The organism is Kluyvera chengduensis (genome assembly GCF_044197065.1).
Taxonomy (GTDB): Bacteria; Pseudomonadota; Gammaproteobacteria; order Enterobacterales; family Enterobacteriaceae; genus Kluyvera; species Kluyvera ascorbata_C.
The window spans coordinates 1-23,808 of record NZ_JBIQOI010000016.1 but is presented as its reverse complement, the minus strand read 5'-3'; the positions used below and the strand labels follow the sequence as shown (position 1 = coordinate 23,808).

Below are 23,808 nucleotides of genomic sequence, written 5' to 3'. Positions count from 1 at the left end.
CTGACCCGCATTTTGCTTGACTATACTCCATCGGGTAGTGCGTCTAACCCTACCTATAAAAATGGATAACATCATGAATAAAAAAGTCTTTTCACGTTTCGTTGGTACCGCTATCGCCATGGCGCTGTCGGCGGCGATGGTCACCCCTGCTTTTGCCGCTGATGCGCCAGCGCATAAGCCAAAGGTCGCGCTGGTGATGAAGTCACTGGCAAATGAGTTCTTCCTGACCATGGAAAACGGTGCCAAGGATTACCAAAAGAAAAATGCGGATAAGTTCGACCTGGTGTCTAACGGCATCAAAAATGAAACGGATACCGCGAGTCAGATTCAAATCGTCGAGCAGATGATTGTCTCGAAGGCTGACGCCATTATCATCGCCCCTTCTGACTCCAAGGCGCTGGTACCGGTGGTGAAAAAGGCCGTTGATGCCGGGATTCTGGTGATTAATATCGACAACCAATTCGATGCGGCGGTGCTGAAAGACAAAGGGCTGAACGTACCGTTCGTGGGGCCGAACAACCGTAAAGGCGCGAAAGATATTGGCGACTATCTGGCAAAACACCTGAAGGCGGGCGATGAGGTGGGCATTATCGAAGGGATCCCAACGTCGACTAACTCCCAGCAGCGTACGTTAGGCTTCCAGGACGCGATGTCTGCTGGTGGCATGAAGGTGGTTTCCGTTCAGTCCGGTCAGTGGGAAATGAATAACGCCAACACCATTGCCGCTGCCATGCTGAGTGAATATCCAAACATCAAAGCGTTGCTGGCGGACAACGATAACATGGCGTTAGGCGCGGTCTCCGCCATTCGTGCCGCGGGCAAGCGTGGGCAGGTTCAGGTAGTTGGCTATGACAACATCGAAGCCATTAAGCCGATGCTGCAGGACGGCCGCGTGCTGGCTACCGCCGATCAGTTTGCGTCTCAACAGGCGGTCTTTGGTATTAACACCGCGCTGGATGCGCTAAAAGCCGGTAAAAAACAGAGCGAGCTTTCCGGCAGCGTAGAAACCCCGGTCAAGCTGATTGTGAAACAGTAACCCGGTGCTTATTCCCCGGGGTGCAGGTTAACGGCCCCGGTTTTTATAGGGATCCGATAGATCGGGTTGCGTGCGCGAAATGGCTGAATATCAAGAAATTCTGTCAATGTCCGGCGTGGGTAAAACCTACAACGAACCGGTGCTGACCAATATTAATCTCAGTTTATATAGCGGCAAGGTGCTGGCACTGACCGGAGAGAACGGTGCCGGGAAAAGCACATTGTCGAAAATTATCGGCGGGTTGATTTCACCCACCACGGGAACCATGACCTACCTTGGGCAGCCCTATGCCCCCGCCAGTCGTAAGGAAGCGGAAAAGCTCGGCGTCCGCATGGTGATGCAGGAACTCAACTTACTGCCGACGCTTACTATCGCGGAAAACCTCTTTCTCGACCAACTGCCTCATTGGGGTGGGTGGATCAACCGCAAGCGCCTACGGGAGATGTCCACGCCGGTGATGGCGATGGTCGGCCTACAGGCACTTGACCCGGATATGCTGGTGGGTGAACTGGGAATGGGGCACCAGCAGATGATTGAAATCGCCCGTAACCTGATTGGCGATAGCCGTATTCTTATCCTCGATGAACCTACGGCCATGCTCACCAGCCGCGAAGTTGAGTTGCTGTTCGAGCAGATTACGCGCTTTAAGCAGCGCGGCGTCTCCCTTATCTATATCTCTCACCGCCTTGATGAACTGGCACAAATCGCCGATGACATCATGGTGCTGCGCGACGGCAACGTGGTCTGTACTGACGATATAAAGCGTTATAACAGCGATCAGTTAGTTTCTCTGATGGTGGGGCGCGACCTCGAGAGCACGCTGGACGTTAGCGCCCGCAGACAGGGCAACCCGATCCTGCAGGTGGAGCATTTCACGCGCGGGAAGGTGCTACAGGATATCTCACTGACGCTGCATCGTGGCGAAGTACTGGGCGTGAGCGGTCTGGTTGGCGCAGGGCGTACCGAGCTGATGCGGGCTATTTTTGGCGCTGACCCTATTGATAGCGGGCAGTTGAAGGTTGGCGACCCGCTCAAACCGGTGACGATTCGTTCGCCTTCGGAAGCGATTGCTCACCGTATTGCGCTGGTGACGGAAGACCGCAAAGGAGAAGGTCTGCTGTTACCGCATTCGGTGTCGGCGAATACGGCGCTGGGAAACAGCGACAAAGTCAGCAGCCTGTCGTGGCTCCATTCGGACAAAGAGCGACAGCTGGCGCAGAAATACATCACCCGGCTGGGGATTCGCACGTCGGGAACGGAGCTTGCGGTCGACAGTCTGTCAGGCGGCAACCAGCAAAAGGTACTGATTGCCCGATGGTTGGAGCGTAACTGCGACGTCATCCTCTTTGATGAACCGACCCGTGGTATTGACGTTGGGGCCAAGCGCGATATTTATCTGCTGCTCAATGAGCTGACGCAAAGCGGGAAGGGACTGATAGTTGTCTCCAGCGACCTGCGCGAGCTCATGCTGATTTGCGATCGTATTGCCGTGCTCTCCGCTGGCAAGTTGGTGGAGACCTTTACCCGCGACGACTGGACCCAGGATGCGATTCTGGCCGCCGCTTTTTCTGGCTATCAGCACGCCACAGGGAGTTTGCAGGATGAGTAATTCAACGCTGTCTATTAACCGTCGCGCCGCAACATGGCGGGGGCTGAGCCGTTATCTGGGATTAATCGGCGCGCTGCTGGCGATGATTATCCTGTTCTCCTTTTTGAGCGATCACTTCCTGAGCCTCAACACGTTTAGCACCATCGCCAACCAAATCCCCGACCTGATGGTGATGTCGGTGGGCATGACATTCGTGCTGATTATTGCCGGTATCGATCTGTCGGTAGGTTCTGTACTGGCGCTTTCGGCGGCGGTAGTGAGCGTCACCTACCTTAACCTGCACTGGTCGCCCTGGCTGGCGGCGCTGGCTGGGATTGTGGTGGCGACGGTTGTTGGTGCGCTGACGGGGCTGATTTCCGTTATCTGGCGCATCCCGACGTTTATTGTCTCGCTCGGTATGCTGGAGATGGCGCGTGGTAGTGCCTATCAACTGACCGATTCTCGCACAGCCTATATTGGCTCCAGCTTTGATTTCCTCGCCGACCCGATTGCGTTTGGTATCTCGCCGTCCTTTGTGATTGCCGTACTGGTGATTCTGGTAGGGCAGGGGGTGCTTACCCGGACGATTTTTGGCCGTCACCTGATTGGTATCGGCACCAACGAGGAGGCGGTGCGGCTATCGGGTATCAACCCCGCGCCTTACAAAGTGATCGTGTTTGCCCTGATGGGGGCATTGTCTGGGCTGGCGTCACTTTTCCAGATCGCGAGGCTGGAAGCGGCGGACCCTAACGGTGGCGTTGGGATGGAGCTACAGGTGATTGCGGCCGTGGTGATCGGCGGCACCAGTCTGATGGGCGGGCGAGGGTCGGTGGTTTGCACCTTCCTCGGTGCGCTGATTATCTCCGTGCTGGCGGCAGGTCTGGCGCAGATAGGAGCCAGCGAGCCAACCAAGCGCGTTATCACCGGCGCAGTGATTGTGGTTGCCGTTGTACTCGATACCTACCGAAGCCACCGGCAGAAGAAAGGGTAAAGTCCAGAATTATACGGACACGCTGTAGGCCGGATAAGCGAAGCGCCATCCGGCAGAACCCGCGAAAATTGCCGGATGGTGGCGTAAACGCCTTATCCGGCCTACCTTCTTGCGGCTGGTTAGCTAACCAGTGGAATACGACGATACAGTTCAATCATGTCGGTCGCCAGATCCTGAATTACCATCGCGTTCATCAGGTGGTCCTGGGAGTGAACGGTGATCAGGTTAACCGGCAGTTTACCCGTACCTTCATCGATGCCGATAAGCTGGGTCTGGATACCATGGGCCAGTTTAACGAACTCGCGAGACTCTTCCATCGCTTTTTCCGCGCCCTCAAAGTCACCTTTGCGAGCCAACTGCAGCGCAGTTAAGGCGGAACTACGTGCGGCACCGGCGTTCACCAGCAGTTCCATGATGATTGATTCTAAATCTTCCACGTCTTTCTCACTCCATTAACTTAAGGGCTTTCTCAAGCACGACATCGCCTTTCATCATGCCGTAGTCCATCATGTCGATGACCGCGACCTTTTTACCCAGTGGGTCAGCCAGCGCCTGAAGCTTAGCTTGTTCATACTTCACCTGCGGACCCAACAGCACGATGTCCGCGTCGTTGATGTTCGCTTTAAATTCGGCCACCGGTACGGCTTTAATTGAGACTTCAATTCCTTTTTTCTGTGCAGCATCCTTCATGCGTTGAACCAGCATGCTGGTGGACATACCTGCAGCGCAGCATAAAACGATATTCTTCATAATGCTCCCTCATGACCCGTGATGAATCATGTTTATCGCGAGCTGAAACGATCAACAACCGCTTTACGACGATTGTGTGTAAGCCATCACAAAGATCGTCTCAAAAAACTGAAACCGGTTACATTTTTTGGCGTTTAGGGTGCCAAGGCACCGAACCGCCCAGGCGTCGGTGCCGTCGCGCCTCGTCCGGGTTACGCGTCGTGGGTCGTACGCAGGATGCGGTTTTTCCCCTGACGTTTGGCTTTATAAAGCGCCTCGTCGACGCTTGAGACCAGATGATCCAGCGTCTCCATATGCCATTCGCCGAGCCCGGCGCTGAAGGTCACATGGAGTCCTTCTTCACGCCAGTTTCTATTGGCGACGTTCATCCGCCACAGCTCAAGCAGCGCAGAAGCCTCGGCGATATGTTCAGCGGTGAAGATAACCGCGAACTCCTCACCACCGTAACGGTAGAGCGACAGCCCGTGTGCCTGCAGAATGGTGATACCTTCGCGCGCCACGTTACGCAGCACGATATCGCCGCTGAGATGGCCCCAGGTATCATTAATGGATTTGAAGTTATCGATATCGACCAGCGCCAGCGCAAACGACTGTCGGTCATTCATCAAGGCGGTAATATCGGTATCAAACGCCCAGCGATTCTTACAGCCGGTCAGTGAGTCGACGGTGGCTTGACGCACATAGGCCCGCTCGCGTTCTTTATTGGTTTCGATGGCCTTGTGCAGCATCACTTCAAGGCCTGGCGCGCGTTGTGTGTCGCCGGTTTTGATAGCGTTGATGATATTCATCAGGATGCCGCGTGAAGCATGCCGCAGATACAGGCCGAAGGTGATGATGATAAGCCCGGCCAGCGCGAAGCCCCAGGAGATGATGATGCTCTCATGCTGCGCCAGTACGCTGAGCGTATGTGCCGAGACTTTATAAATCACAAACCAGTCAGGGTTGGTAAATGAGTAGTAGTAATACCAGGTGCGGGTCTCTTTATCGAACACCTCGCCTTCGCCGGCGGTCATGTTGGTGAGCAACTGCGGCGAAACGACTTTCTGGAAAAGCTTGCCGCTATCGGAATGGAGCAGCGCCAGGCCCTGGCGGTTTACCACGAAGAATTGCCCCTGTACTGGCGGCCTCATCTGACGCAGCGTGTGGCTCATTGCGGCTAAATCAAAGTGGAATGCCAGCGTACCTTTCAGCTTGCCGTCGGTTGAAATAACGGGTTTCGCCAGCGTTACGGTCTGTTGTTGGGTGAAAAAGTCGATATAGGGCGGGGTATAACGGCTGAATAACCCCGCATCCCCCTGGTGAACGAACCAGGGACGAGTTGTCGCATCAAATTCTGGGCTATTCTGACGTTTCACCACCTGAGGCGCACGCAGGTAGTGACCTTCGGTATCGGCAATAGAGAGTGAAGAGACCGTCGGCATCATGGACAGCAACTGCATCATCGTCTGCAACCCTTGCTCTGGATTGAGGTTCACAATCCGGTTTAGCTCGTCGTTGCGAGCTAAATAGGTCGTCGCGCGTCCCAGTATGTAGTCATTTTCATGAAGCACGGATTCGGAGTAATTGACTGCGATGTTATGGGTGAAATTGCGATTAATACTATGATAATCGCGAATAATATCGTTGCGCTGGATAATCGTCACCAGTGTGGCGATAGTGATAAAACACAGAATAATGCCAGCAAAACTGATAAAAATGGGGGTCGTAAATGACAGCCGTCTGCTGTGAGAACTCATCATGGTTTCCATTCCTGGGAGAGATTGCAGAAGACCAGAACCAGAATGAGTTGGTACTGCAATTTAATACACATATTTATGACTCAATAATTATACTTTATTGGCGTAAAGATGAATATTTGTTCTAAATATATAGATTTAATCGCTATAACAAGCAGGTTTTATTGAAACAATATTTCGTTAAAATCTGAAAAAGGGCAGCAAAAAAAAGCAGGCTGCCCTGAAGAAGTATAGTTGACGTTTAGCGGGTTGCTCTGCGTCCCAGCCAGCTATCCCAATCTTTCCATACCGGCTGTAGGCCACGAACGGTTAGCGCACTGGCCACTTCGGCAGGCGTTCTGGCATCGTGCGGCGAGAACTGCTCCAGCTCCGGGCGATTGTCGGCGTAGCCGCCGGGTTGGGTTTTCGAGAATGCGCTGACGTTATTGATAGCCAGTGGAATAACCCGATCGCGGAACCACGGTGATTCGCGGGTGGAAAGTGACAGTTCGGTCTCCGGCGAGAACAGACGGAATGCGCAAATCGTCTGCACCAACTGACGCTCATCCATCAGCGACGCGGGCTCAATGCCGCCCGCGCACGGACGCAGTCGTGGGAAAGAGATGGAGTATCGGCTTTGCCAGTAACGCTGCTGCAGCCACATCAGGTGCTCGGCAACCATAAAGCAGTCCACCCGCCAGCTATCGGAAAGGCCAATCAGCGCGCCGAGGCCGATTTTATCGATCCCCGCTTGTCCCAGACGGTCCGGTGTATCGAGCCGCCAGAAGAAGTCCTGCTTTTTGCCTTTCAGATGGTGCTGCGCGTACATCGCTTCATGGTAGGTCTCCTGATAGACCATCACTCCATCCAGCCCCAGCGTTTTCAGCTCGGCATATTCCTCGGTTGCCAGCGGCTGCACTTCCATGTGCAGCGAGGCAAACTGCTGGCGAATATCCGGTAGATGTCGGCGGAAGTAATCCATGCCGACCTTCCCCTGATGTTCGCCGGTGACCAGCAGCAGATGCTCAAAGCCCATCTCGCGTATCGCCGCGCACTCGCGGGCAATCTCCGCTTCATCCAGCGTCTTGCGCTTAATGCGGTTGCTCATGGAGAAGCCGCAGTAGGTACAATCGTTGGCGCAGAGGTTCGAGAGATAAAGCGGCACGTAGAAGCTGACGGTATTGCCAAAGCGTTGGCGGGTGAGCTTTTGCGCCCGCTGCGCCATGGGTTCCAGATAGTCGGCGGCAGCGGGGGAGAGCAGGGCCATCAAATCGTCGCGGCTAAGCTGTGAAGCGCCGAGCGCCCGTTCCACGTCGGCGGCCGTTTTGCCGTTGATACGTAAACGGATGTCGTCCCATTCCAGCTGTCGCCAGCGGTCGCTGAACGTTTTCATGCCAGCGCCTCCAGAAAGCCGGTTAATGGGCTGGTGGCGCTCGCCTGCGTGCTACGGTTTCCCGGCACCGCCTGACGTGCCAGCAACCCGGCTTCAACCGCCAGGCGGAAGGCGGTAGCCATGGTCACCGGATCGTCCGCCACGGCAATGGCCGTGTTGACCAGCACCGCGTCGGCACCCATCTCCAGCGCCTGCGCCGCATGGCTAGGGACGCCGATCCCGGCATCGACCACCACCGGCACGGTGGCCTGCTGGATGATAATCTCCAGCATGGCTTTGGTTTCCAACCCCTGATTAGAGCCGATAGGCGCACCGAGTGGCATCACCGCCGCACAGCCCACTTCTTCCAGCCGCTTGCACAGCACCGGGTCCGCGCCGCAGTACGGCAGCACCACAAAGCCCTGCTTCACCAGCGCGTCGGCGGCTTTCAGCGTTTCAATCGGGTCCGGCAGCAGCCAGCGGGCATCGGGGTGAATTTCGAGCTTCAGCCAGTTTGTCCCCAGCGCCTCACGCGCCAGTTGGGCGGCGAAGATGGCTTCTTCGGCCGTTTTGGCTCCCGAGGTGTTGGGCAGCAGCGTTACGCCCGCGTCAACCAGCGGGGCCAGAATGGCGTCGTTGTGCTGACGTAAATCGACCCGCTTCATCGCCAGCGTCACCAGTTGGCTACCGGAGGCACGAATGGCCTCGACCATCAGCGAAGACGAAGCAAATTTGCCGGTGCCGGTGAACAGATGTGAATCAAACGTTTTGTCCGCAATACGTAACATATCAACCCCCTGCAATAACCTGAAAGAGCAGGATCTGGTCGCCTTCCTGCACGATGTGCTGCTGCCACTGCTCGCGGGGCAGAACCTGTTGGTTCAGCGCTAGCGCGGTGCCCGGTTTAAGCTGATTAAGCTGGATGAGCAGCTCGCTGACGGTCTGTCCCTCGGCGCACTGTATCGCTTCATCATTGAACTGAATCTGCATGTCGCCCTCCGCATACCGGGCAGCCCTGGGCGCGACGCAGTGCGAGGCTGCGCCACTGGCTGGTTTTGCCGTCGAACAGACGCAGTTCGCCGCTCGGCGTGTCGATACCGCTCAGTAGCTTGATGGCCTCAAGCGCCTGTAGCGTGCCCATCACGCCGACCACCGGGCCAACGATGCCCGCGGTGCGGCAGTTGCGTTCCGGCTCCGCATCGTCCGGCCACAGGCAGCGGTAGCAGCCCTGCTCCCACGGCGGCGTCAACACCATGATTTGGCCGCCAAAGCCGACGGCGCTGGCGGTGACGAGCGGCGTATTGAGTGCCACGCAGGCGGCGTTGATCGCCTGGCGTGTCGCCATGTTGTCGGTACAGTCGAGCACCACGTCGGCGCGTGATACTGCGTGACGCAGCGCGTCGCCGGTCAGCCGCTGCTGTAGCGCCACCAGGTCGATATCTGGATTAAGCCGCGCCAGCCGCTGCTGAGTGACCAGCGATTTTGAGCGGGCAATATCGTCGGTGGTGAACAGGATTTGCCGTTGCAGGTTACTCAGATGCACCTCATCGTCGTCCGCCAGCGTCAGCGTGCCGACACCCGCACCGGCCAGATACAGCGCAGCGGGGGAGCCCAGGCCGCCTAATCCGACAATCAGCACATGGCTACCGAGCAGCTTTTGCTGGCCTTCAATCGCAATGTCGCCGAGCAAAATCTGCCGGCTATAGCGCATAAAGTCGCGGTCATTCATCGCCGACTCCCGCGATTGCCAGCAGCTGCGCCGTGGCTTCGCGCCAGTCCGCCGCCTGGGTTATGGCACTAACCACGGCAATGCTGCCCACGCCGGTCGCCAGCACGTCACGAGCACGCGCAAGGCTGATGCCGCCGATGGCGACGGTGGGATAATCGGCCAGGCGTGCAATATGGCCTGCCAACTGCGCCAACCCCTGCGGCGCGGAAGGCATCTGCTTGGTTTGGGTTGGGAAGACGTGGCCCAGCGCGATATACGAGGGGCGAGCGGCGAGTGCCACGTCAATCTCCATATCATCGTGGGTCGACACGCCAAGGCGGAGGCCTGCGGCCTGAATGGCTTTCAGGTCGGTGGTTTCCAGGTCTTCCTGACCCAGATGCACCCCGTAAGCGCGATGCTTGATTGCCAATCGCCAGTAGTCGTTGATAAACAGCCGGGCGTCATAGCGTCGCCCCAGCACGATGGCGGCCATCACGTCCGCCTCGACCTCATCATCACGTTGATCTTTGATTCGCAGTTGGATAGTGCGCACGCCAGCCTCCAGCAGGCGCTCAATCCACTGCACGCTGTCCACCACCGGATAGAGCCCAAGGCGGAACGGTACCGTTGGAAAATCGGGCTGGTACATCATGCCTCCTCGCGTTTCAGGTAGATTTCACCGCCTTTGGCGCGGAAGTTCTCCGACATATCCGCCATGCCCACTTCAATGGTCTGGGCAGCGGCGTAGTCGCGCACTTCCTGGCTGATTTTCATTGAGCAGAATTTCGGCCCGCACATCGAGCAGAAGTGGGCGACTTTGCCGGACTCCTGCGGCAGGGTTTCATCGTGGTAGGCGCGTGCGGTGAACGGGTCGAGCGCGAGGTTGAACTGATCTTCCCAGCGGAATTCAAAGCGCGCTTTCGACATGGCGTTATCGCGGATCTGCGCGCCCGGGTGACCTTTTGCCAGGTCAGCGGCGTGTGCGGCAATCTTGTAGGTAATCAGCCCCTGTTTCACGTCTTCTTTGTTCGGCAGACCAAGGTGCTCTTTCGGCGTGACGTAGCAGAGCATGGCACAGCCAAACCAGCCAATCATTGCCGCGCCAATGCCGGAGGTGAAATGGTCATAGCCCGGCGCGATGTCGGTAGTCAACGGCCCCAGGGTATAGAACGGCGCTTCGTGGCAGTGCTCCAGCTCTTCGGTCATGTTGCGCTGAATCATCTGCATCGGCACGTGGCCCGGGCCTTCAATCATCACCTGTACGTCATACTCCCAGGCGATTTTGGTCAGCTCGCCCAGCGTGTGCAGCTCGGAGAACTGCGCTTCGTCGTTGGCATCCTGAATGGAGCCAGGACGCAGACCGTCGCCCAGCGACAGCGATACGTCGTAGGCGGCGCAGATTTCACAGATTTCGCGGAAATGTTGGTAGAGGAAGTTTTCCTGATGATGGGAAAGGCACCATTTCGCCATGATGGACCCGCCGCGAGAGACGATGCCGGTCAGGCGTTTCGCGGTCATCGGCACGTAGCGCAGCAGCACGCCTGCGTGGATGGTGAAGTAGTCGACGCCCTGTTCAGCCTGTTCCAGCAGCGTATCGCGGAACGCTTCCCAGGTCAGATCTTCGGCGATCCCGTTGACCTTCTCCAGCGCCTGGTAGATCGGGACGGTGCCGATCGGAACCGGGCTGTTACGCAAGATCCACTCGCGGGTTTCGTGGATATAGCGGCCGGTCGACAGGTCCATCACGGTATCCGCACCCCAGCGGGTGGACCACACCAGTTTTTCCACTTCCTCTTCGATGGAAGAGGTCACCGCTGAGTTACCGATGTTGGCGTTCACCTTCACGAGGAAGTTGCGGCCGATGATCATTGGCTCGGACTCTGGGTGGTTAATGTTGGCTGGAATGATGGCGCGCCCGGCGGCGACTTCATCACGTACGAACTCCGGCGTGATGTTCTCCGGCAGACGTGCGCCGAAGGCCATGCCTGGATGCTGGTGGCGTAACACTTCGCTGCGAATACGCTCGCGGCCCATGTTCTCGCGAATGGCGATGAACTCCATTTCCGGAGTAACGATCCCCTGGCGCGCGTAGTGCAGTTGGGTGACGCATTTACCCGCTTTGGCGCGCTTCGGCGTCAGCAGCCCGTTAAAACGCAGCTCGTCCAGCCCATCATCGGCCAGGCGCTCTTTGGTGTAGGCGGAGCTGCGGTCGTCCAGCTCTTCGCTGTCGCCACGGGCGGCAATCCACGGCTGGCGCAGCTTGGCTAGACCCTGCTGAACGTTAATCGCCACGTCCGGGTCACCGTAGGGGCCGGAGGTGTCATACACCGGCACCGCTTCGTTCGCTTCAAACTGTGGGTTCTCTTTATTGCCGCCAATCAGCGTGGGGCTCAGCTGAATTTCGCGCATCGGAATGCGGATATCCGGCTGCGAACCGGTGATGTAGATACGTTGGGAATTCGGGAACGCGGTGCCTTCCAGGGTATCAATAAAGTGTTGGGCCTGGGCGCGCTGTTCGCGGCGAGAGGGTTTAGTAGTGACAGACATAGCTCATTCCAAATAAAAGTAAGGACATGGCTTGTCAGACGACGGATGAAGCAAGAGAGAAGATCGCCCTTGGGCGATGCGACTATAGATTGACTCTTGTTCCCTTCGCAGGTCTTAACCTGATCAGGTTCCGCGGATCCCGAATTAACGGTCTCAGCCCGTGCTTGCGCACTGGGCACTCCGACAAGAAGTAACCTCAGATGTACCCGTCATACTTCAAGCTGCAGATGCGTTGGCTGCGCTCGCGCACCCCAGTCACGTACTTATGTACGCTCTTGGGGATGCACTCCCTTGCCGCCTTCCTGCAACTCGAAGTATTTAGGGTAGAGGTAATGAATGTAAACTACTCGTTAATGCGGCAAATCTCAAGCCGGGCGTTTTATTTCATCCGGGCCGAGCGCCTCGAAGGTCAGCATGATGAGCTGGTCTTCTAACAGAAAACGAGCCTCCAGCGCTTCACCGATATCGGACAGCGCCTGCTGGAATTCATACACGTTATCCTGGTCGATAGCGTTCTCCAGCGTAGAGTCGTAGTAGTCCATAATTTGTTGGGTATTGGCGTCCAGCAACGGCCAGATTTTACTGGCGTTTAAAAGCGGACTGTTGCCTTCCATTTTATGGATAATGCGTTCATAAATACTGAAATGACCGGCAGACAAATAGTCGACCAGGCGCTGACAAAAGTCATCAAGCGCTTTCTCATTAAGACGCATGAACGATTCTTTGCCAGGCTTAAGGCCAACCAGATTGTAGTAAGCTACGAGCAGGTGCTTACGAATATTCAGCCAACGGTCGACCAGTTTGTGGTGTCCATGAATTCGCTCTTTTAGACTTTCTAACTGGTTTAACATAGGTTGACCCCGCATCGATAAGATTAAAATCTGCTCACGTCATTATGTAATAATAATGTTAACAACATGCCTGTGAAGCAAAGGTAGCGCAAGAGATATGGATCGTATAATTGAAAAATGGGATCGCGGTTGGTGGATAGTCAGCCACGAACAAAAATTATGGTTGCCCGGTGGGGAATTACCATATGGCGAAGCGGTAAATTTCGATCTTGTGGGTCAGCACGCACTCCAGATTGGCGAGTGGGAAGGCGATCCGGTGTGGTTGGTTCAGCAACAGAAGCGTCATGATATGGGCACCGTGCGCCAGGTTCTTGACCAGGACGTTGGCCTATTCCAGCTTGCTGGGCGCGGCGTGCAGCTGGCGGAGTTTTACCGTTCGCACAAATTCTGCGGCTACTGCGGCCACACCATGCACCCAAGCAAAACCGAATGGGCCATGTTGTGCAGCCACTGCCGCGAACGCTATTACCCGCAGATTGCACCGTGCATTATCGTGGCCATTCGCCGTGACGACTCGATTCTTCTTGCCCAACACGTTCGCCATCGCAACGGCGTGCATACCGTGCTGGCCGGTTTTGTCGAAGTGGGCGAAACCTTAGAGCAGGCGGTAGCGCGTGAAGTGATGGAGGAGAGCGGCATTAAGGTGAAGAACCTGCGCTACATCACCTCCCAGCCGTGGCCGTTCCCGCAGTCGCTGATGACCGCCTTTATGGCGGAGTACGACAGCGGCGACATCGTTATCGATCCCAAAGAGCTGCTTAACGCCAACTGGTATCGCTATGACGATCTCCCGCTTCTGCCGCCGCCGGGCACCGTGGCACGTCGTCTGATCGAAGATACCGTGGCAATGTGTCGGGCTGATTACGACTGACATGTTACAATAGGCGCATCAACGCTAAAGGAATGTAAACATGAGCGAACTGAAGAACGATCGTTATCTGCGTGCGCTGCTGCGCCAGCCCGTAGACGTGACCCCGGTATGGATGATGCGCCAGGCAGGCCGCTATTTGCCGGAGTACAAGGCAACCCGCGCCCAGGCCGGTGATTTTATGTCGCTGTGCAAAAACGCCGAGCTGGCCTGCGAAGTGACGCTGCAGCCGCTGCGTCGCTATCCGCTTGATGCGGCGATCCTCTTCTCGGATATCCTGACCATTCCGGATGCGATGGGGCTGGGGTTGTACTTCGAAGCCGGGGAAGGCCCGCGCTTTACCTCGCCAATTACCAGTAAAGCGGATGTTGAAAAGCTGCCGATTCCGGACCCGGAAGGTGAGCTGGGCTACGTGATGAACGCGGTGCGCACCATTCGCCGTGAGCTGAAGGGCGAAGTGCCGCTGATTGGTTTCTCCGGCAGCCCGTGGACGCTGGCGACCTATATGGTGGAAGGCGGCAGCAGCAAAGCCTTCACCGTGATTAAAAAGATGATGTACGCCGACCCTAAAGCGCTGCATCTGCTGCTCGACAAGCTGGCGCAGAGCGTCACGCTGTATCTCAACGCGCAGATTAAAGCTGGCGCGCAGTCGGTGATGATTTTCGACACCTGGGGCGGCGTGCTCACCGGACGCGACTATCAGCAGTTCTCGCTGTACTACATGCACAAAATCGTCGACGGCCTGCTGCGTGAAAACGACGGCCGCCGCGTGCCGGTGACGCTGTTCACCAAAGGCGGCGGTCAGTGGCTGGAAGCGATGGCGGAAACCGGCTGCGATGCGCTGGGGCTCGACTGGACTACCGATATCGCCGATGCGCGCCGCCGTGTGGGGCATAAAGTTGCCCTACAGGGCAATATGGACCCGTCCATGCTCTACGCGCCTGCGGCGCGCATTGAAGAAGAAGTGGCGACGATTCTGGCCGGTTTTGGTCAGGGCGAAGGCCACGTCTTCAACCTTGGCCACGGTATTCATCAGGACGTGCCGCCAGAACACGCGGGCGTCTTCGTTGAAGCAGTGCACCGTCTGTCGGCGCAGTATCACCGCTAAGGGAATCACGTGGATCTCGCGTCGCTGCGCGCGCAGCAACTTGAGCTGGCCTCATCGGTGATCCGGGACGATCGTTTTAACAGCGATCCCCCTGATCTGATCGGCGGTGCCGACGTCGGCTTTGAGCAGGGCGGCGAAGTGACGCGCGCCGCGATGGTACTGCTGAAGTACCCGTCGCTTGAGCTCGTGGAGTATCAGGTGGCGCGTATCGCCACCACCATGCCCTATATCCCCGGTTTTCTCTCTTTTCGCGAAACCCCGGCATTAATGGCGGCATGGCAGCAGCTTTCGCAAAAGCCGGATTTACTGTTCGTCGACGGCCATGGCATTTCGCATCCGCGCCGTTTGGGCGTTGCTAGCCATTTTGGTCTGCTGGCGGATGTTCCCACCATTGGCGTGGCGAAAAAGCGGCTGTGCGGTAAGTTTGAGCCGCTCCCACCAGAAGCAGGCGCGCTCGCGCCGCTAATCGACAAAGACGAGCAGCTGGCATGGGTCTGGCGCAGCAAAGTGCGCTGCAACCCGCTGTTTATCTCCACGGGGCACCGCGTAAGCCTCGAGAGCGCTTTGGCGTGGGTACAGCGCTGCACCCAAGGCTACCGACTGCCGGAACCCACGCGCTGGGCGGATGCTGTTGCATCTGAGCGTCCGGCTTTTACGCGGCTTGCAGCAAAAATGCCCCATATCGGGTAAACTGCGTCTAATTTCCGTATTTGAGAACTCATCATGTTACAAAACCCGATTCATCTGCGTCTGGAGAAGCTGGAAAGCTGGCAGCACGTCACCTTCATGGCTTGCCTGTGTGAACGCATGTACCCGAACTACGCCATGTTCTGCAAAGAGTCGGAATTTGGTGAGCCACAGGTGTACCGCCGCATTCTCGACCTCATCTGGGAAACCCTGACGGTCAAAGACGCGAAAGTGAACTTCGACAGCCAGCTGGAAAAACTGGAAGAGGCGATCCCGTCAGCCGACGATTACGACATGTACGGCGTTTACCCGGCGATCGATGCCTGCGTGGCATTGAGCGAATTAATACATTCTCGCCTGAGCGGTGAAACGCTCGAGCACGCGATCGAAGTCAGTAAGAGTTCTATTACTTCCGTCGCGATGCTGGAAATGACCCAGGCTGGTCGCGAAATGACCGATGAAGAGCTGCGTTTGAACCCTGCTGTAGAGCAAGAATGGGACATTCAGTGGGAGATTTTCCGCCTTTTAGCCGAGTGTGAAGAACGCGATATTGAACTGATTAAAGGGCTACGCGCAGACCTCCGCGAGGCCGGTGAGAGCAATATTGGTATAATTTTTCAGCAATGAGACAACAAAACGTGATTTACCGCCTGAATTGTAATGCCTGAAGGCTTCACATCTGCCCCCCGTCTGGTCTACATTTGGAGGGCGAAAAAAAGTGGCTATCGGTGCGTGTATGCAGGAGAGTGCTTTTATGGCATTTTCGTCGCACTCGATGCTTAGCAAGCGATAAACACATTGTAAGGATAACTTATGAACAAGACTCAACTGATTGATGTAATTGCGGACAAGGCTGAACTGTCTAAAACCCAGGCTAAAGCTGCACTGGAATCCACCCTGGCTGCTATTACTGAGTCTCTGAAAGAAGGTGATGCTGTACAACTGGTTGGTTTCGGTACCTTCAAAGTGAACCACCGCGCTGAGCGTACTGGCCGCAACCCGCAGACCGGTAAAGAAATCAAAATCGCCGCAGCTAACGTGCCGGCATTTGTTTCTGGCAAAGCACTGAAAGACGCAGTTAAGTAAGACCGCGTGGCAGTGAACAGTTTTAAAGAAGGGGCGGTTTCGCCCCTTTCGTTCATCTGGCGCCGTTTATCGGCGCTGGCTGGCGTACTGTTGCTCACTGCCTGCAGCCATAACAGCACGCTGCCGCCTTTCACCGCCAGCGGCTACGCTGACACGCAGGGTGCGGTGCGCATCTGGCGTAAAGATAGCGGCGGCGAGACCCATCTACTGGCTACCTTAAGCCCGTGGCACAGCGGCAACACCTCGACCAGCGAATACCGTTGGCAGGATGACAAACTGCAGCTGATTGAACTCAATATCTACGGCAAACCGTCCGAACATATCCGCGCCCGTTTCGATAGCAACGGCGAGCTGAGCTTCATGCAGCGCGAAATTGACGGGCAGAAACAGCAGCTCTCCAGCGACCAGGTGGCGCTCTATCGTTACCGTGCCGAGCAGATCCGCCAGACCAGCGACGCGCTGCGGCTGGGGAAAGTGGTGCTACGTCAGGGGCGCTGGCATGCCGACGGCTCCGTCACCACCTGTGAAGGCGAAACGGTGAAGCCTGATTTTGACTCCCGCGCCCTGGGGCATATTGCAAGCCGCCAGAGCCGTTCGTCCGCCGAAGTGAGCATTGCCTGGCTGGAAGCGCCGGAAGGCACGCAGCTCCTGCTGGTGGCGAACGAAGACTACTGCACCTGGCAGCCGACCGAAAAGAGCTTCTAGGTTTACCAGCGGTTCATGCCGCCCATATGGCCGCCACCGTTGTATCCCCCCTGACAGCCCATCCCACCGTGACGGGGAATGCCGGCCTGCGCCATGGCCACATCAAACTTCACCCGCTGATTATCCAGCTTCTGTCGTAGTGTCTCCATCTCTTGCGCCACGCTCTCTATTTTGGCGCTATCCGGCTTATCGGCTGTCAACAGTGCGTTGTACTCATAGCGCTTAGAGGTGAGCTGCTGTCGCAGTGCGCTGGTCTGATTATAAAAATCATTACGGAGCTTCTGGGCCGTTGCCTGCTGTGCATCGGTAAGCTGACTGTAGCCACCGTTATCGCCGTTGTTTCCCCAGTGATGTGGTCCCGCTAACGCCGCTCCGCTGGTGAAAGTGAAGGCTGCAACGGCTAAGAGAGTAAGCGTCAGATTGTTGTTCCGTTTCATGGTTGATTCTCCTGTGGTGTGGTTATCTTAGCTATTGCATCTTCTGTGCCAGTCCTGAAAACCGAGATAATGCAGGGGTTTTCAGACCGTTCGCGGCGACGGGCGAGTAAAAATGACCCGCGCAAGCTTAACCAGCGGGTTATTTTTACTCGTTGAAGCAAGACGTTTGTGTTCGCGGGCCGGTTTAGCGGGCGCGAAAAATGGCATGATTTCTGCTGAGGGATGATTACGGGAAAAGAAAAGGAAGCCCCATGAGCCTCATACGTTTACAGAAGGATTCGATAACCACCGGCATTAGCTGGTTGCTGACTAGCGTGATTTTGCTGTTGGTCTGCCTGTTCTCTGCGCTTATCGTGCGTGACTATGGGCGGGAAAGCGCGTCGGCACGGCAGGCCATTCAAGAGAAGGGCAGCGTGCTTATCCGCGCGCTGGAGTCCGGCGCCCGCGTCGGCATGGGGATGCGCATGCATCATGCCCAGCTTCAGGCAATGTTGGAAGAGATGGCCTGGCAGCCTGGCGTGCTGTGGTTTGCCGTTACCGATGAACAAGGGACAGTGATGGCCCATAGTGACCCGCAGCAGGTGGGCAAGACGCTTTATGATGCGCAGCAGATGCGTGAACTTCAGGTTGGTGACACCGTCAGCGAGCGCCGTGTTGCATCGCCCGAACCGGCTCTGGAGCTTTACCGGACGTTCCGCCCGTTGGACAGCGGCAACGGCCACCACAGGCGCATGATGATGCGGCGCAACGTCGCCGATGTCCCGCAGGTGATTTTTATCGCCTTTGATGTGCGTGAGCTCGATGCCGAGCAGGCGCGCGGGCTGCGAAATATGATAGTGATGCTGTGCGCCGCCGGGCTGGTGATGGTGGCGACTATCCTCGCGCAGTTCTGGTTTCGTCGCTACCAGCGCTCACGCAAGCTGTTACAGGAAGCGACCCATCGCAGAGAAAAGCTGGTGGCCTTAGGCCATCTGGCGGCAGGGGTGGCGCATGAAATCCGTAATCCGCTCTCCTCGATTAAAGGGCTGGCGAAGTACTTTGCTGAACGCACGCCGCCGGGGGGAGAAGCCTACGCGCTGGCGCAGGTGATGGCGAAAGAGGCTGACCGTCTCAATCGCGTGGTCAGTGACCTGCTGGAACTGGTACGTCCGGCGCACTTAAAATGGCAGCCGGTGGATCTCAACGAGGTGATCGCCCACTCGCTACAGCTGGTCAGCCAGGATGCGCGCGACCGGGAGATTACGCTGCGGTTCACCCCGCAGCCAGCGCTACGCTGCATTCAGGCCGACCCAGACCGGCTGAATCAGGTGCTGCTAAATCTCTATCTCAACGCGATTCAGGCAATAGGGCACGGCGGTACAATTACGGTGACAGCGGGTGAGTGCAGCGATGGGCGCATGAAGGTGAGCGTCGCCGATAGCGGCAAGGGCATGACGGCCGAGCAGCTGCAGGCGATTTTCACCCCTTACTTCACCACCAAAGCCGACGGTACCGGTCTTGGGCTGGCGGTGGTACAGAACATTATTGAGCAGCATGGCGGCACGATTCACGCCGATAGCCGTCCCGACGAGGGAGCCACATTTACCCTCTACCTGCCGGTTAATGAGCGACAAAAGGAACAGCAAGGATGAGCGTAGAACAGGTCGATATTCTGGTGGTGGACGATGATGTCAGCCACTGCACGATTCTTGAGGCGCTGCTGCGCGGCTGGGGATACCGGGTCTCACTGGCGCACAACGGCCGGGAGGCGCTGGAACAGGTACGCCAGCGGGTATTTGATTTAGTGCTCTGCGATATTCGTATGGCGGAGATGGACGGCATTGAAACGCTCAAAGAGATCAAAGCCTGGAATCCGTCGATACCGGTGCTGATCATGACCGCCTATTCCAGCGTGGGGACGGCGGTTGAGGCGATAAAATCCGGCGCGCTGGACTACCTCATCAAGCCGTTAGACTTTGATAACCTGCAGCAAACGCTCGCGCAGGCGCTGGTGCATACCCGGCAGCCTGACGGCGCGGTTGAGGCTTCTCCAGCGACTCAGTTCGGCATGGTTGGCGATAGCCCTGCGATGCAGGCGCTGCTGCACAGTATCACTCTGGTTGCCCCTTCTGATGCTACCGTGTTGATTCACGGCGAGTCGGGCACCGGCAAAGAGCTGGTGGCGCGAGCCCTGCATGCCAGTAGCGCGCGATGCGATGGGCCGCTGGTGACGCTGAACTGCGCGGCGCTCAATGAATCTTTGCTGGAGTCTGAGCTGTTCGGCCACGAGAGAGGGGCGTTTACCGGTGCGGATAAACGGCGGGAAGGGCGCTTTGTTGAGGCGAGCGGCGGCACCTTGTTCCTCGATGAAATTGGCGATATCTCGCCGCTGATGCAGGTGCGCCTGCTGCGTGCGATTCAGGAGCGTGAAGTGCAGCGCGTGGGCAGCAACCAGACCATTTCGGTGGATGTCCGCCTGATTGCCGCGACCCATCGCGATTTGGCTGAAGAGGTCAACGCCGGGCGTTTTCGCCAGGATCTCTATTACCGGTTGAACGTGGTGACCATCGATATGCCGCCGCTGCGTCAGCGCCGTGAAGATATCCCCGCTCTCGCGCACTACTTCCTGAAACGCTATGCCGAACGCAACCGTAAAGCGGTACAGGGATTTACCCCGCAGGCGATGGATTTGCTGATTCACTACGACTGGCCGGGCAATATTCGCGAGCTGGAAAACGCGGTGGAGCGGGCGGTGGTGTTACTGACGGGGGAATATATCTCTGAGCGCGAACTGCCGTTGGCGATTGCGGGTACGCCGGTACCGATTTTGTCGTCGGCCGATGACGAGATCCTGCCGCTGGTGGAGGTGGAAAAAGAGGTAATTCTCTCAGCGCTCGAAAAAACGGGCGGCAACAAAACTGAAGCCGCCCGTCAGTTGGGCATTACGCGCAAAACGCTGCTGGCAAAGCTCAGCCGTTAGTTCTGCTCACGCTCGATAGCGCGCCAGCCGATATCGCGGCGGCTGAAGCTGCCGTCCCAGTGGATATCGGTCATTAAGGCGTAAGCGCGTTGCTGCGCTTCTGCGACGGTGTGACCCAGTGCGGTAGCGCACAGCACGCGGCCGCCGCTGGTCAGCACGCGGTCGTCGTCCGCGAGTTTGGTGCCCGCGTGGAAGACCTTACCGTCGGTTGAAGATTCCAGCGGCAGGCCGTGGATCTCATCGCCGGTGTTGTAGTTGCCAGGGTAACCGCCCGCGGCAATCACTACGCCCAGCGAAGCGCGCTCGTCCCACTCGGAAGTTTTCTCATCCAGCTTGCCCTCGCAGGCGGCCAGACAAAGATCCACCAGATCCGACTTCATGCGCAGCATGATCGGCTGAGTTTCCGGATCGCCAAAGCGGCAGTTGAACTCGATAACCTTTGGGTTGCCCTGTTTGTCGATCATCAGACCTGCATACAGGAAACCGGTGTAGGTATTCCCTTCCGCCGCCATGCCTTTCACGGTTGGCCAGATGATGCGTTCCATGGTGCGCTGGTGTACTTCATCGGTTACCACTGGGGCCGGAGAGTAAGCCCCCATGCCGCCGGTGTTCGGGCCTGTATCACCGTTGCCTACACGTTTGTGATCCTGGCTGGTGGCCATCGGCAGCACGTGCTCGCCGTCGACCATCACGATAAAGCTCGCTTCTTCGCCGTCGAGGAACTCTTCGATAACGATGCGGTGACCCGCGTCGCCAAAGGCGTTACCGGCCAGCATATCGTGAACGGCGGCTTCTGCTTCTTCGAGCGTCATCGCCACGATAACGCCTTTACCAGCGGCCAGCCCGTCGGCTTTGATAACGATCGGCGCGCCTTTCTCACGCAGATAGGCCAGCGCAGGCTCAATCTCAGTGAAGTTCTGATATTCCGCCGTCGGGATCTGGTGACGGGCGAGGAAATCTTTGGTGAAGGCTTTAGAGCCTTCCAGCTGTGCAGCGCCTTCGGTTGGCCCGAAGATTTTCAGGCCTGCGGCGCGGAATGCATCGACCACGCCAATCACCAGCGGCGCTTCCGGGCCGACGATGGTCAGGTCAATCTTCTCGTTCTGGGCAAAGCTCAGCAGTGCCGGAATATCGGTGACGCCGATAGCCACGTTTTGCAACGCGGGCTCCAGTGCGGTACCGGCGTTACCCGGTGCGACAAAAACGGTATCCACCAGTGGGGACTGTGCGGCTTTCCAGGCCAGCGCGTGTTCGCGCCCGCCGTTGCCAATAACTAAAACTTTCATCGTCTGCTCCCTGAATTAATGGCGGAAGTGGCGCATGTCGGTGAAGATCATCGCGATGCCGTGTTCGTCGGCGGCGGCAATCACTTCTTCGTCGCGGATAGAACCGCCAGGCTGGATAACGCAGCTCACGCCAACGGCGGCGGCGGCATCAATGCCATCACGGAACGGGAAGAACGCGTCGGAAGCCATGGCGGAGCCTTTCACTTCCAGACCTTCATCAGCGGCTTTAATGCCCGCGATTTTGGCGGAGTAAACGCGGCTCATCTGGCCTGCGCCTATACCGATGGTCATGTTCTCTTTGGCATACACAATGGCATTGGACTTCACGAACTTCGCCACTTTCCAGCAGAACAGCGCATCGCGCAGCTCCTGCTCGGTTGGCTGACGTTTGGAAACCACGCGCAGTTCACCTTCGGTCACCATACCCAGGTCACGGTCCTGAACCAGCAGGCCGCCGTTCACGCGTTTAAAGTCGAGGCCCGGTACGCGCTGTGCCCACTGGCCGCAGGTCAGGACGCGAACGTTCTGTTTAGCGGCGGTGATCTTCAGCGCTTCTTCGGTCGCGGATGGGGCGATAATCACTTCCACGAACTGGCGGGAGATGATGGCCTGCGCGGTTTCAGCGTCCAGCTCGCGGTTGAAGGCGATGATGCCGCCGAACGCGGAGGTTGGGTCTGTTTTATAAGCGCGGTCGTAAGCATCAAGAATTGAGGTGCTGACTGCCACGCCACATGGGTTCGCGTGCTTAACGATAACGCAGGCCGGTTCGCTGAACTCTTTCACACACTCCAGCGCCGCATCGGTATCGGCGATGTTGTTATAGGAGAGCGCTTTACCCTGAACCTGCTGCGCGGTGGCAACGGATGCTTCTTTGACGTTTTCTTCTATATAGAAGGCTGCCTGCTGGTGGCTGTTCTCGCCGTAGCGCATATCCTGCTTCTTAATGAAGTTCAGGTTCAGCGTACGAGGGAAGCGACCGGCGGCTTCTTTGCTTTCGCCGTGGTAAGCCGGAACCATGCTGCCGAAGTAGTTGGCAATCATGCTGTCGTAGGCGGCGGTGTGTTCGAAAGCTTTAATCGCCAGATCGAAACGGGTGTCGAGGGTCAGAGAGCCTTCGTTAGCATCCATCTCTTTAATAATGGCGTCGTAGTCGCTGCTCTTCACCACGATAGCAACATCTTTATGGTTCTTCGCGGCGGAGCGAACCATGGTTGGGCCACCGATATCGATGTTCTCTACAGCATCTTCCAGCGAGCAGCCTTCACGGGCAACGGTCTCGGCGAACGGATAGAGGTTAACGACAACCATATCGATAGGGGCAATGTGGTGCTGTTCCATAATGGCATCGTCCTGGCCGCGACGACCGAGTATGCCACCGTGTACTTTTGGATGCAGGGTCTTTACGCGTCCATCCATCATTTCCGGGAAACCGGTGTAATCGGAAACTTCGGTCACCGGCAGACCTTTCTCTGCTAACAGGCGGGCAGTGCCTCCTGTCGATAGCAGCTCCACACCGCGTGCGGAAAGTGCCTGGGCGAACTCGATGATACCGGCCTTGTCAGAAACACTGAGCAGAGCGCGGCGGACTGGACGACGTTGTTGCATGGTAAATCCCCTGGATTTGACTATTACAGAGAGCGTTAGGTGAATTCTTGCGTAAAAACTCAGCTAACGCCCCTTACGGGGCATCCTTGTTTTGCGGGGGCATTGTAACGAAAACGTTTGCGCAACGCTCGCGAATTTTTCTCTTTCCCTCAATTCCATTATTTCATCTCTATAGATGAGGGATAAAACCAAGCGATCTTCAAAAGAGATCCTTCTTATTGTGGATAACTCTGTGTGTAAATAGGTATAAGGCGGGGTTCTGCTGGGGATTTCAGCAGTCAGTCATTTTTCTGTCATTTAAGGGTTGCGGCCCCAAGGAAACTCCCTATAATGCGCCTCCATCGACACGGCGGATGTGAATCACTTCACACTAACTAGCCGGGTTGGTTGAAGAGAAAAACCTGAAAATGAGGGTTGACTCTGAAAGAGGAAAGCGTAATATACGCCACCTCGCAACAGTGAGCGAAAGCCGTGTTGCACTGCTCTTTAACAATTTATCAGACAATCTG

Annotated in this window: 24 protein-coding genes and 1 riboswitch; of the genes, 11 read left to right on the top strand and 13 right to left on the bottom strand. The window is 56.8% G+C overall.

Annotated elements, in window-relative coordinates; all coding sequences use genetic code 11:
- Positions 1–73: 73 nt before the first annotated feature.
- The 3 genes from ACH1XZ_RS22685 (at position 74) to ACH1XZ_RS22675 (ending at position 3,615) form a co-directional block, all read left to right on the top strand.
- Positions 74–1,036, top strand: a complete 963-nt coding sequence (locus ACH1XZ_RS22685; RefSeq protein ID WP_395597261.1) for a sugar ABC transporter substrate-binding protein — start codon at positions 74–76, stop codon at positions 1,034–1,036.
- 79 nt (positions 1,037–1,115) lie between these two features.
- Positions 1,116–2,645, top strand: a complete 1,530-nt coding sequence (locus ACH1XZ_RS22680) for a sugar ABC transporter ATP-binding protein (RefSeq protein WP_395597260.1) — start codon at positions 1,116–1,118, stop codon at positions 2,643–2,645.
- The gene (locus ACH1XZ_RS22675; protein ID WP_395597259.1) at positions 2,638–3,615 is read left to right on the top strand and encodes an ABC transporter permease; all 978 of its coding nucleotides are present in this window, start codon (positions 2,638–2,640) and stop codon (positions 3,613–3,615) included. The genes ACH1XZ_RS22680 and ACH1XZ_RS22675 overlap by 8 nt, the downstream gene beginning before the upstream one ends.
- 119 nt (positions 3,616–3,734) lie before the next feature.
- Here the strand turns inward: ACH1XZ_RS22675 and ACH1XZ_RS22670 are convergent, their stop codons facing one another.
- The 10 genes from ACH1XZ_RS22670 to rsd form a co-directional block, all read right to left on the bottom strand.
- The gene (locus ACH1XZ_RS22670; RefSeq protein ID WP_035895909.1) at positions 3,735–4,052 is read right to left on the bottom strand and encodes a PTS lactose/cellobiose transporter subunit IIA; all 318 of its coding nucleotides are present in this window, start codon (positions 4,050–4,052) and stop codon (positions 3,735–3,737) included.
- A gap of 7 nt (positions 4,053–4,059) precedes the next feature.
- Complete coding sequence (locus ACH1XZ_RS22665; RefSeq protein ID WP_035895906.1) at positions 4,060–4,365, bottom strand: PTS sugar transporter subunit IIB; 306 nt, start codon at positions 4,363–4,365, stop codon at positions 4,060–4,062.
- Between the two features lie 191 nt (positions 4,366–4,556).
- Positions 4,557–6,101, bottom strand: coding sequence for a sensor domain-containing diguanylate cyclase (locus ACH1XZ_RS22660; RefSeq protein ID WP_395597263.1), 1,545 nt, complete (start codon positions 6,099–6,101; stop codon positions 4,557–4,559).
- 241 nt (positions 6,102–6,342) lie between these two features.
- On the bottom strand, positions 6,343–7,473 hold the full coding sequence (gene thiH / locus ACH1XZ_RS22655) for a 2-iminoacetate synthase ThiH (RefSeq protein WP_395597258.1): 1,131 nt from the start codon (positions 7,471–7,473) through the stop codon (positions 6,343–6,345).
- Positions 7,470–8,240 carry a thiazole synthase gene (gene thiG, locus ACH1XZ_RS22650; protein ID WP_395597257.1) on the bottom strand — a complete coding sequence of 257 codons (771 nt, stop codon included), beginning with the start codon at positions 8,238–8,240 and terminating at the stop codon, positions 7,470–7,472. Before thiG ends, thiH begins: the two co-directional genes overlap by 4 nt.
- 1 nt (position 8,241) lies before the next feature.
- A complete protein-coding gene (gene thiS / locus ACH1XZ_RS22645) occupies positions 8,242–8,442 on the bottom strand; it encodes a sulfur carrier protein ThiS (RefSeq protein WP_395597256.1) in 201 nt (66 codons plus the stop codon).
- Positions 8,423–9,181: a HesA/MoeB/ThiF family protein gene (locus tag ACH1XZ_RS22640; protein ID WP_395597255.1), complete on the bottom strand. Its 759-nt coding sequence runs from the start codon at positions 9,179–9,181 to the stop codon at positions 8,423–8,425. The genes thiS and ACH1XZ_RS22640 overlap by 20 nt, the downstream gene beginning before the upstream one ends.
- A complete protein-coding gene (gene thiE, locus ACH1XZ_RS22635) occupies positions 9,174–9,809 on the bottom strand; it encodes a thiamine phosphate synthase (RefSeq protein ID WP_395597254.1) in 636 nt (211 codons plus the stop codon). The genes ACH1XZ_RS22640 and thiE overlap by 8 nt, the downstream gene beginning before the upstream one ends.
- Entirely contained in the window at positions 9,809–11,707 is a 1,899-nt protein-coding gene (gene thiC, locus ACH1XZ_RS22630; RefSeq protein ID WP_395597253.1) for a phosphomethylpyrimidine synthase ThiC, read from the bottom strand. The genes thiE and thiC overlap by 1 nt, the downstream gene beginning before the upstream one ends.
- Before the next feature lie 83 nt (positions 11,708–11,790).
- Positions 11,791–11,900, bottom strand: a riboswitch (TPP riboswitch).
- Positions 11,901–12,072: 172 nt separating this feature from the next.
- Positions 12,073–12,558 (bottom strand): sigma D regulator, encoded by a 486-nt coding sequence (rsd, locus tag ACH1XZ_RS22625; protein ID WP_395597252.1) that lies wholly within the window; start codon positions 12,556–12,558, stop codon positions 12,073–12,075.
- Between the two features lie 97 nt (positions 12,559–12,655).
- Between rsd and nudC the strand changes: the two genes are divergently transcribed.
- From nudC to ACH1XZ_RS22595, 6 genes are all read left to right on the top strand, one after another.
- Complete coding sequence (nudC, locus tag ACH1XZ_RS22620) at positions 12,656–13,429, top strand: NAD(+) diphosphatase (protein WP_395597251.1); 774 nt, start codon at positions 12,656–12,658, stop codon at positions 13,427–13,429.
- Positions 13,430–13,469: 40 nt separating this feature from the next.
- The gene (gene hemE / locus ACH1XZ_RS22615; RefSeq protein ID WP_395597250.1) at positions 13,470–14,534 is read left to right on the top strand and encodes a uroporphyrinogen decarboxylase; all 1,065 of its coding nucleotides are present in this window, start codon (positions 13,470–13,472) and stop codon (positions 14,532–14,534) included.
- Between the two features lie 9 nt (positions 14,535–14,543).
- A complete protein-coding gene (gene nfi, locus ACH1XZ_RS22610) occupies positions 14,544–15,224 on the top strand; it encodes a deoxyribonuclease V (RefSeq protein WP_395597249.1) in 681 nt (226 codons plus the stop codon).
- 33 nt (positions 15,225–15,257) lie between these two features.
- Positions 15,258–15,848, top strand: coding sequence for a YjaG family protein (locus ACH1XZ_RS22605; RefSeq protein ID WP_395597248.1), 591 nt, complete (start codon positions 15,258–15,260; stop codon positions 15,846–15,848).
- Between the two features lie 186 nt (positions 15,849–16,034).
- Positions 16,035–16,307, top strand: a complete 273-nt coding sequence (hupA, locus tag ACH1XZ_RS22600) for a nucleoid-associated protein HU-alpha (protein ID WP_001044509.1) — start codon at positions 16,035–16,037, stop codon at positions 16,305–16,307.
- Positions 16,308–16,319: 12 nt separating this feature from the next.
- On the top strand, positions 16,320–17,012 hold the full coding sequence (locus tag ACH1XZ_RS22595; protein WP_395597262.1) for a DUF1481 domain-containing protein: 693 nt from the start codon (positions 16,320–16,322) through the stop codon (positions 17,010–17,012).
- A gap of 2 nt (positions 17,013–17,014) precedes the next feature.
- On the opposite strand, the gene zraP is transcribed toward ACH1XZ_RS22595, so the two are convergent.
- Complete coding sequence (gene zraP / locus ACH1XZ_RS22590) at positions 17,015–17,449, bottom strand: zinc resistance sensor/chaperone ZraP (RefSeq protein WP_395597247.1); 435 nt, start codon at positions 17,447–17,449, stop codon at positions 17,015–17,017.
- Between the two features lie 251 nt (positions 17,450–17,700).
- Here zraP and zraS point away from each other — a divergent pair, with 251 nt between their 5' ends.
- On the top strand, positions 17,701–19,080 hold the full coding sequence (zraS, locus tag ACH1XZ_RS22585; protein WP_395597246.1) for a two-component system sensor histidine kinase ZraS: 1,380 nt from the start codon (positions 17,701–17,703) through the stop codon (positions 19,078–19,080).
- Positions 19,077–20,408, top strand: coding sequence for a sigma-54-dependent response regulator transcription factor ZraR (zraR, locus tag ACH1XZ_RS22580; RefSeq protein WP_395597245.1), 1,332 nt, complete (start codon positions 19,077–19,079; stop codon positions 20,406–20,408). The genes zraS and zraR overlap by 4 nt, the downstream gene beginning before the upstream one ends.
- Here zraR and purD read toward each other — a convergent pair.
- Together purD and purH are read right to left on the bottom strand one after the other, a co-directional pair.
- Positions 20,405–21,694: a phosphoribosylamine--glycine ligase gene (purD, locus tag ACH1XZ_RS22575; RefSeq protein ID WP_395597244.1), complete on the bottom strand. Its 1,290-nt coding sequence runs from the start codon at positions 21,692–21,694 to the stop codon at positions 20,405–20,407. The genes zraR and purD overlap by 4 nt on opposite strands.
- 15 nt (positions 21,695–21,709) lie before the next feature.
- Positions 21,710–23,299 carry a bifunctional phosphoribosylaminoimidazolecarboxamide formyltransferase/IMP cyclohydrolase gene (gene purH / locus ACH1XZ_RS22570; protein WP_395597243.1) on the bottom strand — a complete coding sequence of 530 codons (1,590 nt, stop codon included), beginning with the start codon at positions 23,297–23,299 and terminating at the stop codon, positions 21,710–21,712.
- Positions 23,300–23,808: the final 509 nt, after the last annotated feature.

What these genes read in the sequence shown, in the direction of transcription:
- ACH1XZ_RS22685 (WP_395597261.1), top strand. Translation starts at nt 74, where the DNA reads ATGAATAAAAAAGTCTTTTCACGTTTCGTTGGTACCGCTATCGCCATG.
- ACH1XZ_RS22680 (WP_395597260.1), top strand. Translation starts at nt 1,116, where the DNA reads ATGGCTGAATATCAAGAAATTCTGTCAATGTCCGGCGTGGGTAAAACC.
- ACH1XZ_RS22675 (WP_395597259.1), top strand. Translation starts at nt 2,638, where the DNA reads ATGAGTAATTCAACGCTGTCTATTAACCGTCGCGCCGCAACATGGCGG.
- ACH1XZ_RS22665 (WP_035895906.1), bottom strand. Translation starts at nt 4,365, where the DNA reads ATGAAGAATATCGTTTTATGCTGCGCTGCAGGTATGTCCACCAGCATG.
- ACH1XZ_RS22660 (WP_395597263.1), bottom strand. Translation starts at nt 6,101, where the DNA reads ATGAGTTCTCACAGCAGACGGCTGTCATTTACGACCCCCATTTTTATC.
- thiH (WP_395597258.1), bottom strand. Translation starts at nt 7,473, where the DNA reads ATGAAAACGTTCAGCGACCGCTGGCGACAGCTGGAATGGGACGACATC.
- thiG (WP_395597257.1), bottom strand. Translation starts at nt 8,240, where the DNA reads ATGTTACGTATTGCGGACAAAACGTTTGATTCACATCTGTTCACCGGC.
- thiS (WP_395597256.1), bottom strand. Translation starts at nt 8,442, where the DNA reads ATGCAGATTCAGTTCAATGATGAAGCGATACAGTGCGCCGAGGGACAG.
- ACH1XZ_RS22640 (WP_395597255.1), bottom strand. Translation starts at nt 9,181, where the DNA reads ATGAATGACCGCGACTTTATGCGCTATAGCCGGCAGATTTTGCTCGGC.
- thiE (WP_395597254.1), bottom strand. Translation starts at nt 9,809, where the DNA reads ATGTACCAGCCCGATTTTCCAACGGTACCGTTCCGCCTTGGGCTCTAT.
- thiC (WP_395597253.1), bottom strand. Translation starts at nt 11,707, where the DNA reads ATGTCTGTCACTACTAAACCCTCTCGCCGCGAACAGCGCGCCCAGGCC.
- rsd (WP_395597252.1), bottom strand. Translation starts at nt 12,558, where the DNA reads ATGTTAAACCAGTTAGAAAGTCTAAAAGAGCGAATTCATGGACACCAC.
- nudC (WP_395597251.1), top strand. Translation starts at nt 12,656, where the DNA reads ATGGATCGTATAATTGAAAAATGGGATCGCGGTTGGTGGATAGTCAGC.
- hemE (WP_395597250.1), top strand. Translation starts at nt 13,470, where the DNA reads ATGAGCGAACTGAAGAACGATCGTTATCTGCGTGCGCTGCTGCGCCAG.
- ACH1XZ_RS22605 (WP_395597248.1), top strand. Translation starts at nt 15,258, where the DNA reads ATGTTACAAAACCCGATTCATCTGCGTCTGGAGAAGCTGGAAAGCTGG.
- hupA (WP_001044509.1), top strand. Translation starts at nt 16,035, where the DNA reads ATGAACAAGACTCAACTGATTGATGTAATTGCGGACAAGGCTGAACTG.
- zraP (WP_395597247.1), bottom strand. Translation starts at nt 17,449, where the DNA reads ATGAAACGGAACAACAATCTGACGCTTACTCTCTTAGCCGTTGCAGCC.
- zraS (WP_395597246.1), top strand. Translation starts at nt 17,701, where the DNA reads ATGAGCCTCATACGTTTACAGAAGGATTCGATAACCACCGGCATTAGC.
- zraR (WP_395597245.1), top strand. Translation starts at nt 19,077, where the DNA reads ATGAGCGTAGAACAGGTCGATATTCTGGTGGTGGACGATGATGTCAGC.
- purD (WP_395597244.1), bottom strand. Translation starts at nt 21,694, where the DNA reads ATGAAAGTTTTAGTTATTGGCAACGGCGGGCGCGAACACGCGCTGGCC.
- purH (WP_395597243.1), bottom strand. Translation starts at nt 23,299, where the DNA reads ATGCAACAACGTCGTCCAGTCCGCCGCGCTCTGCTCAGTGTTTCTGAC.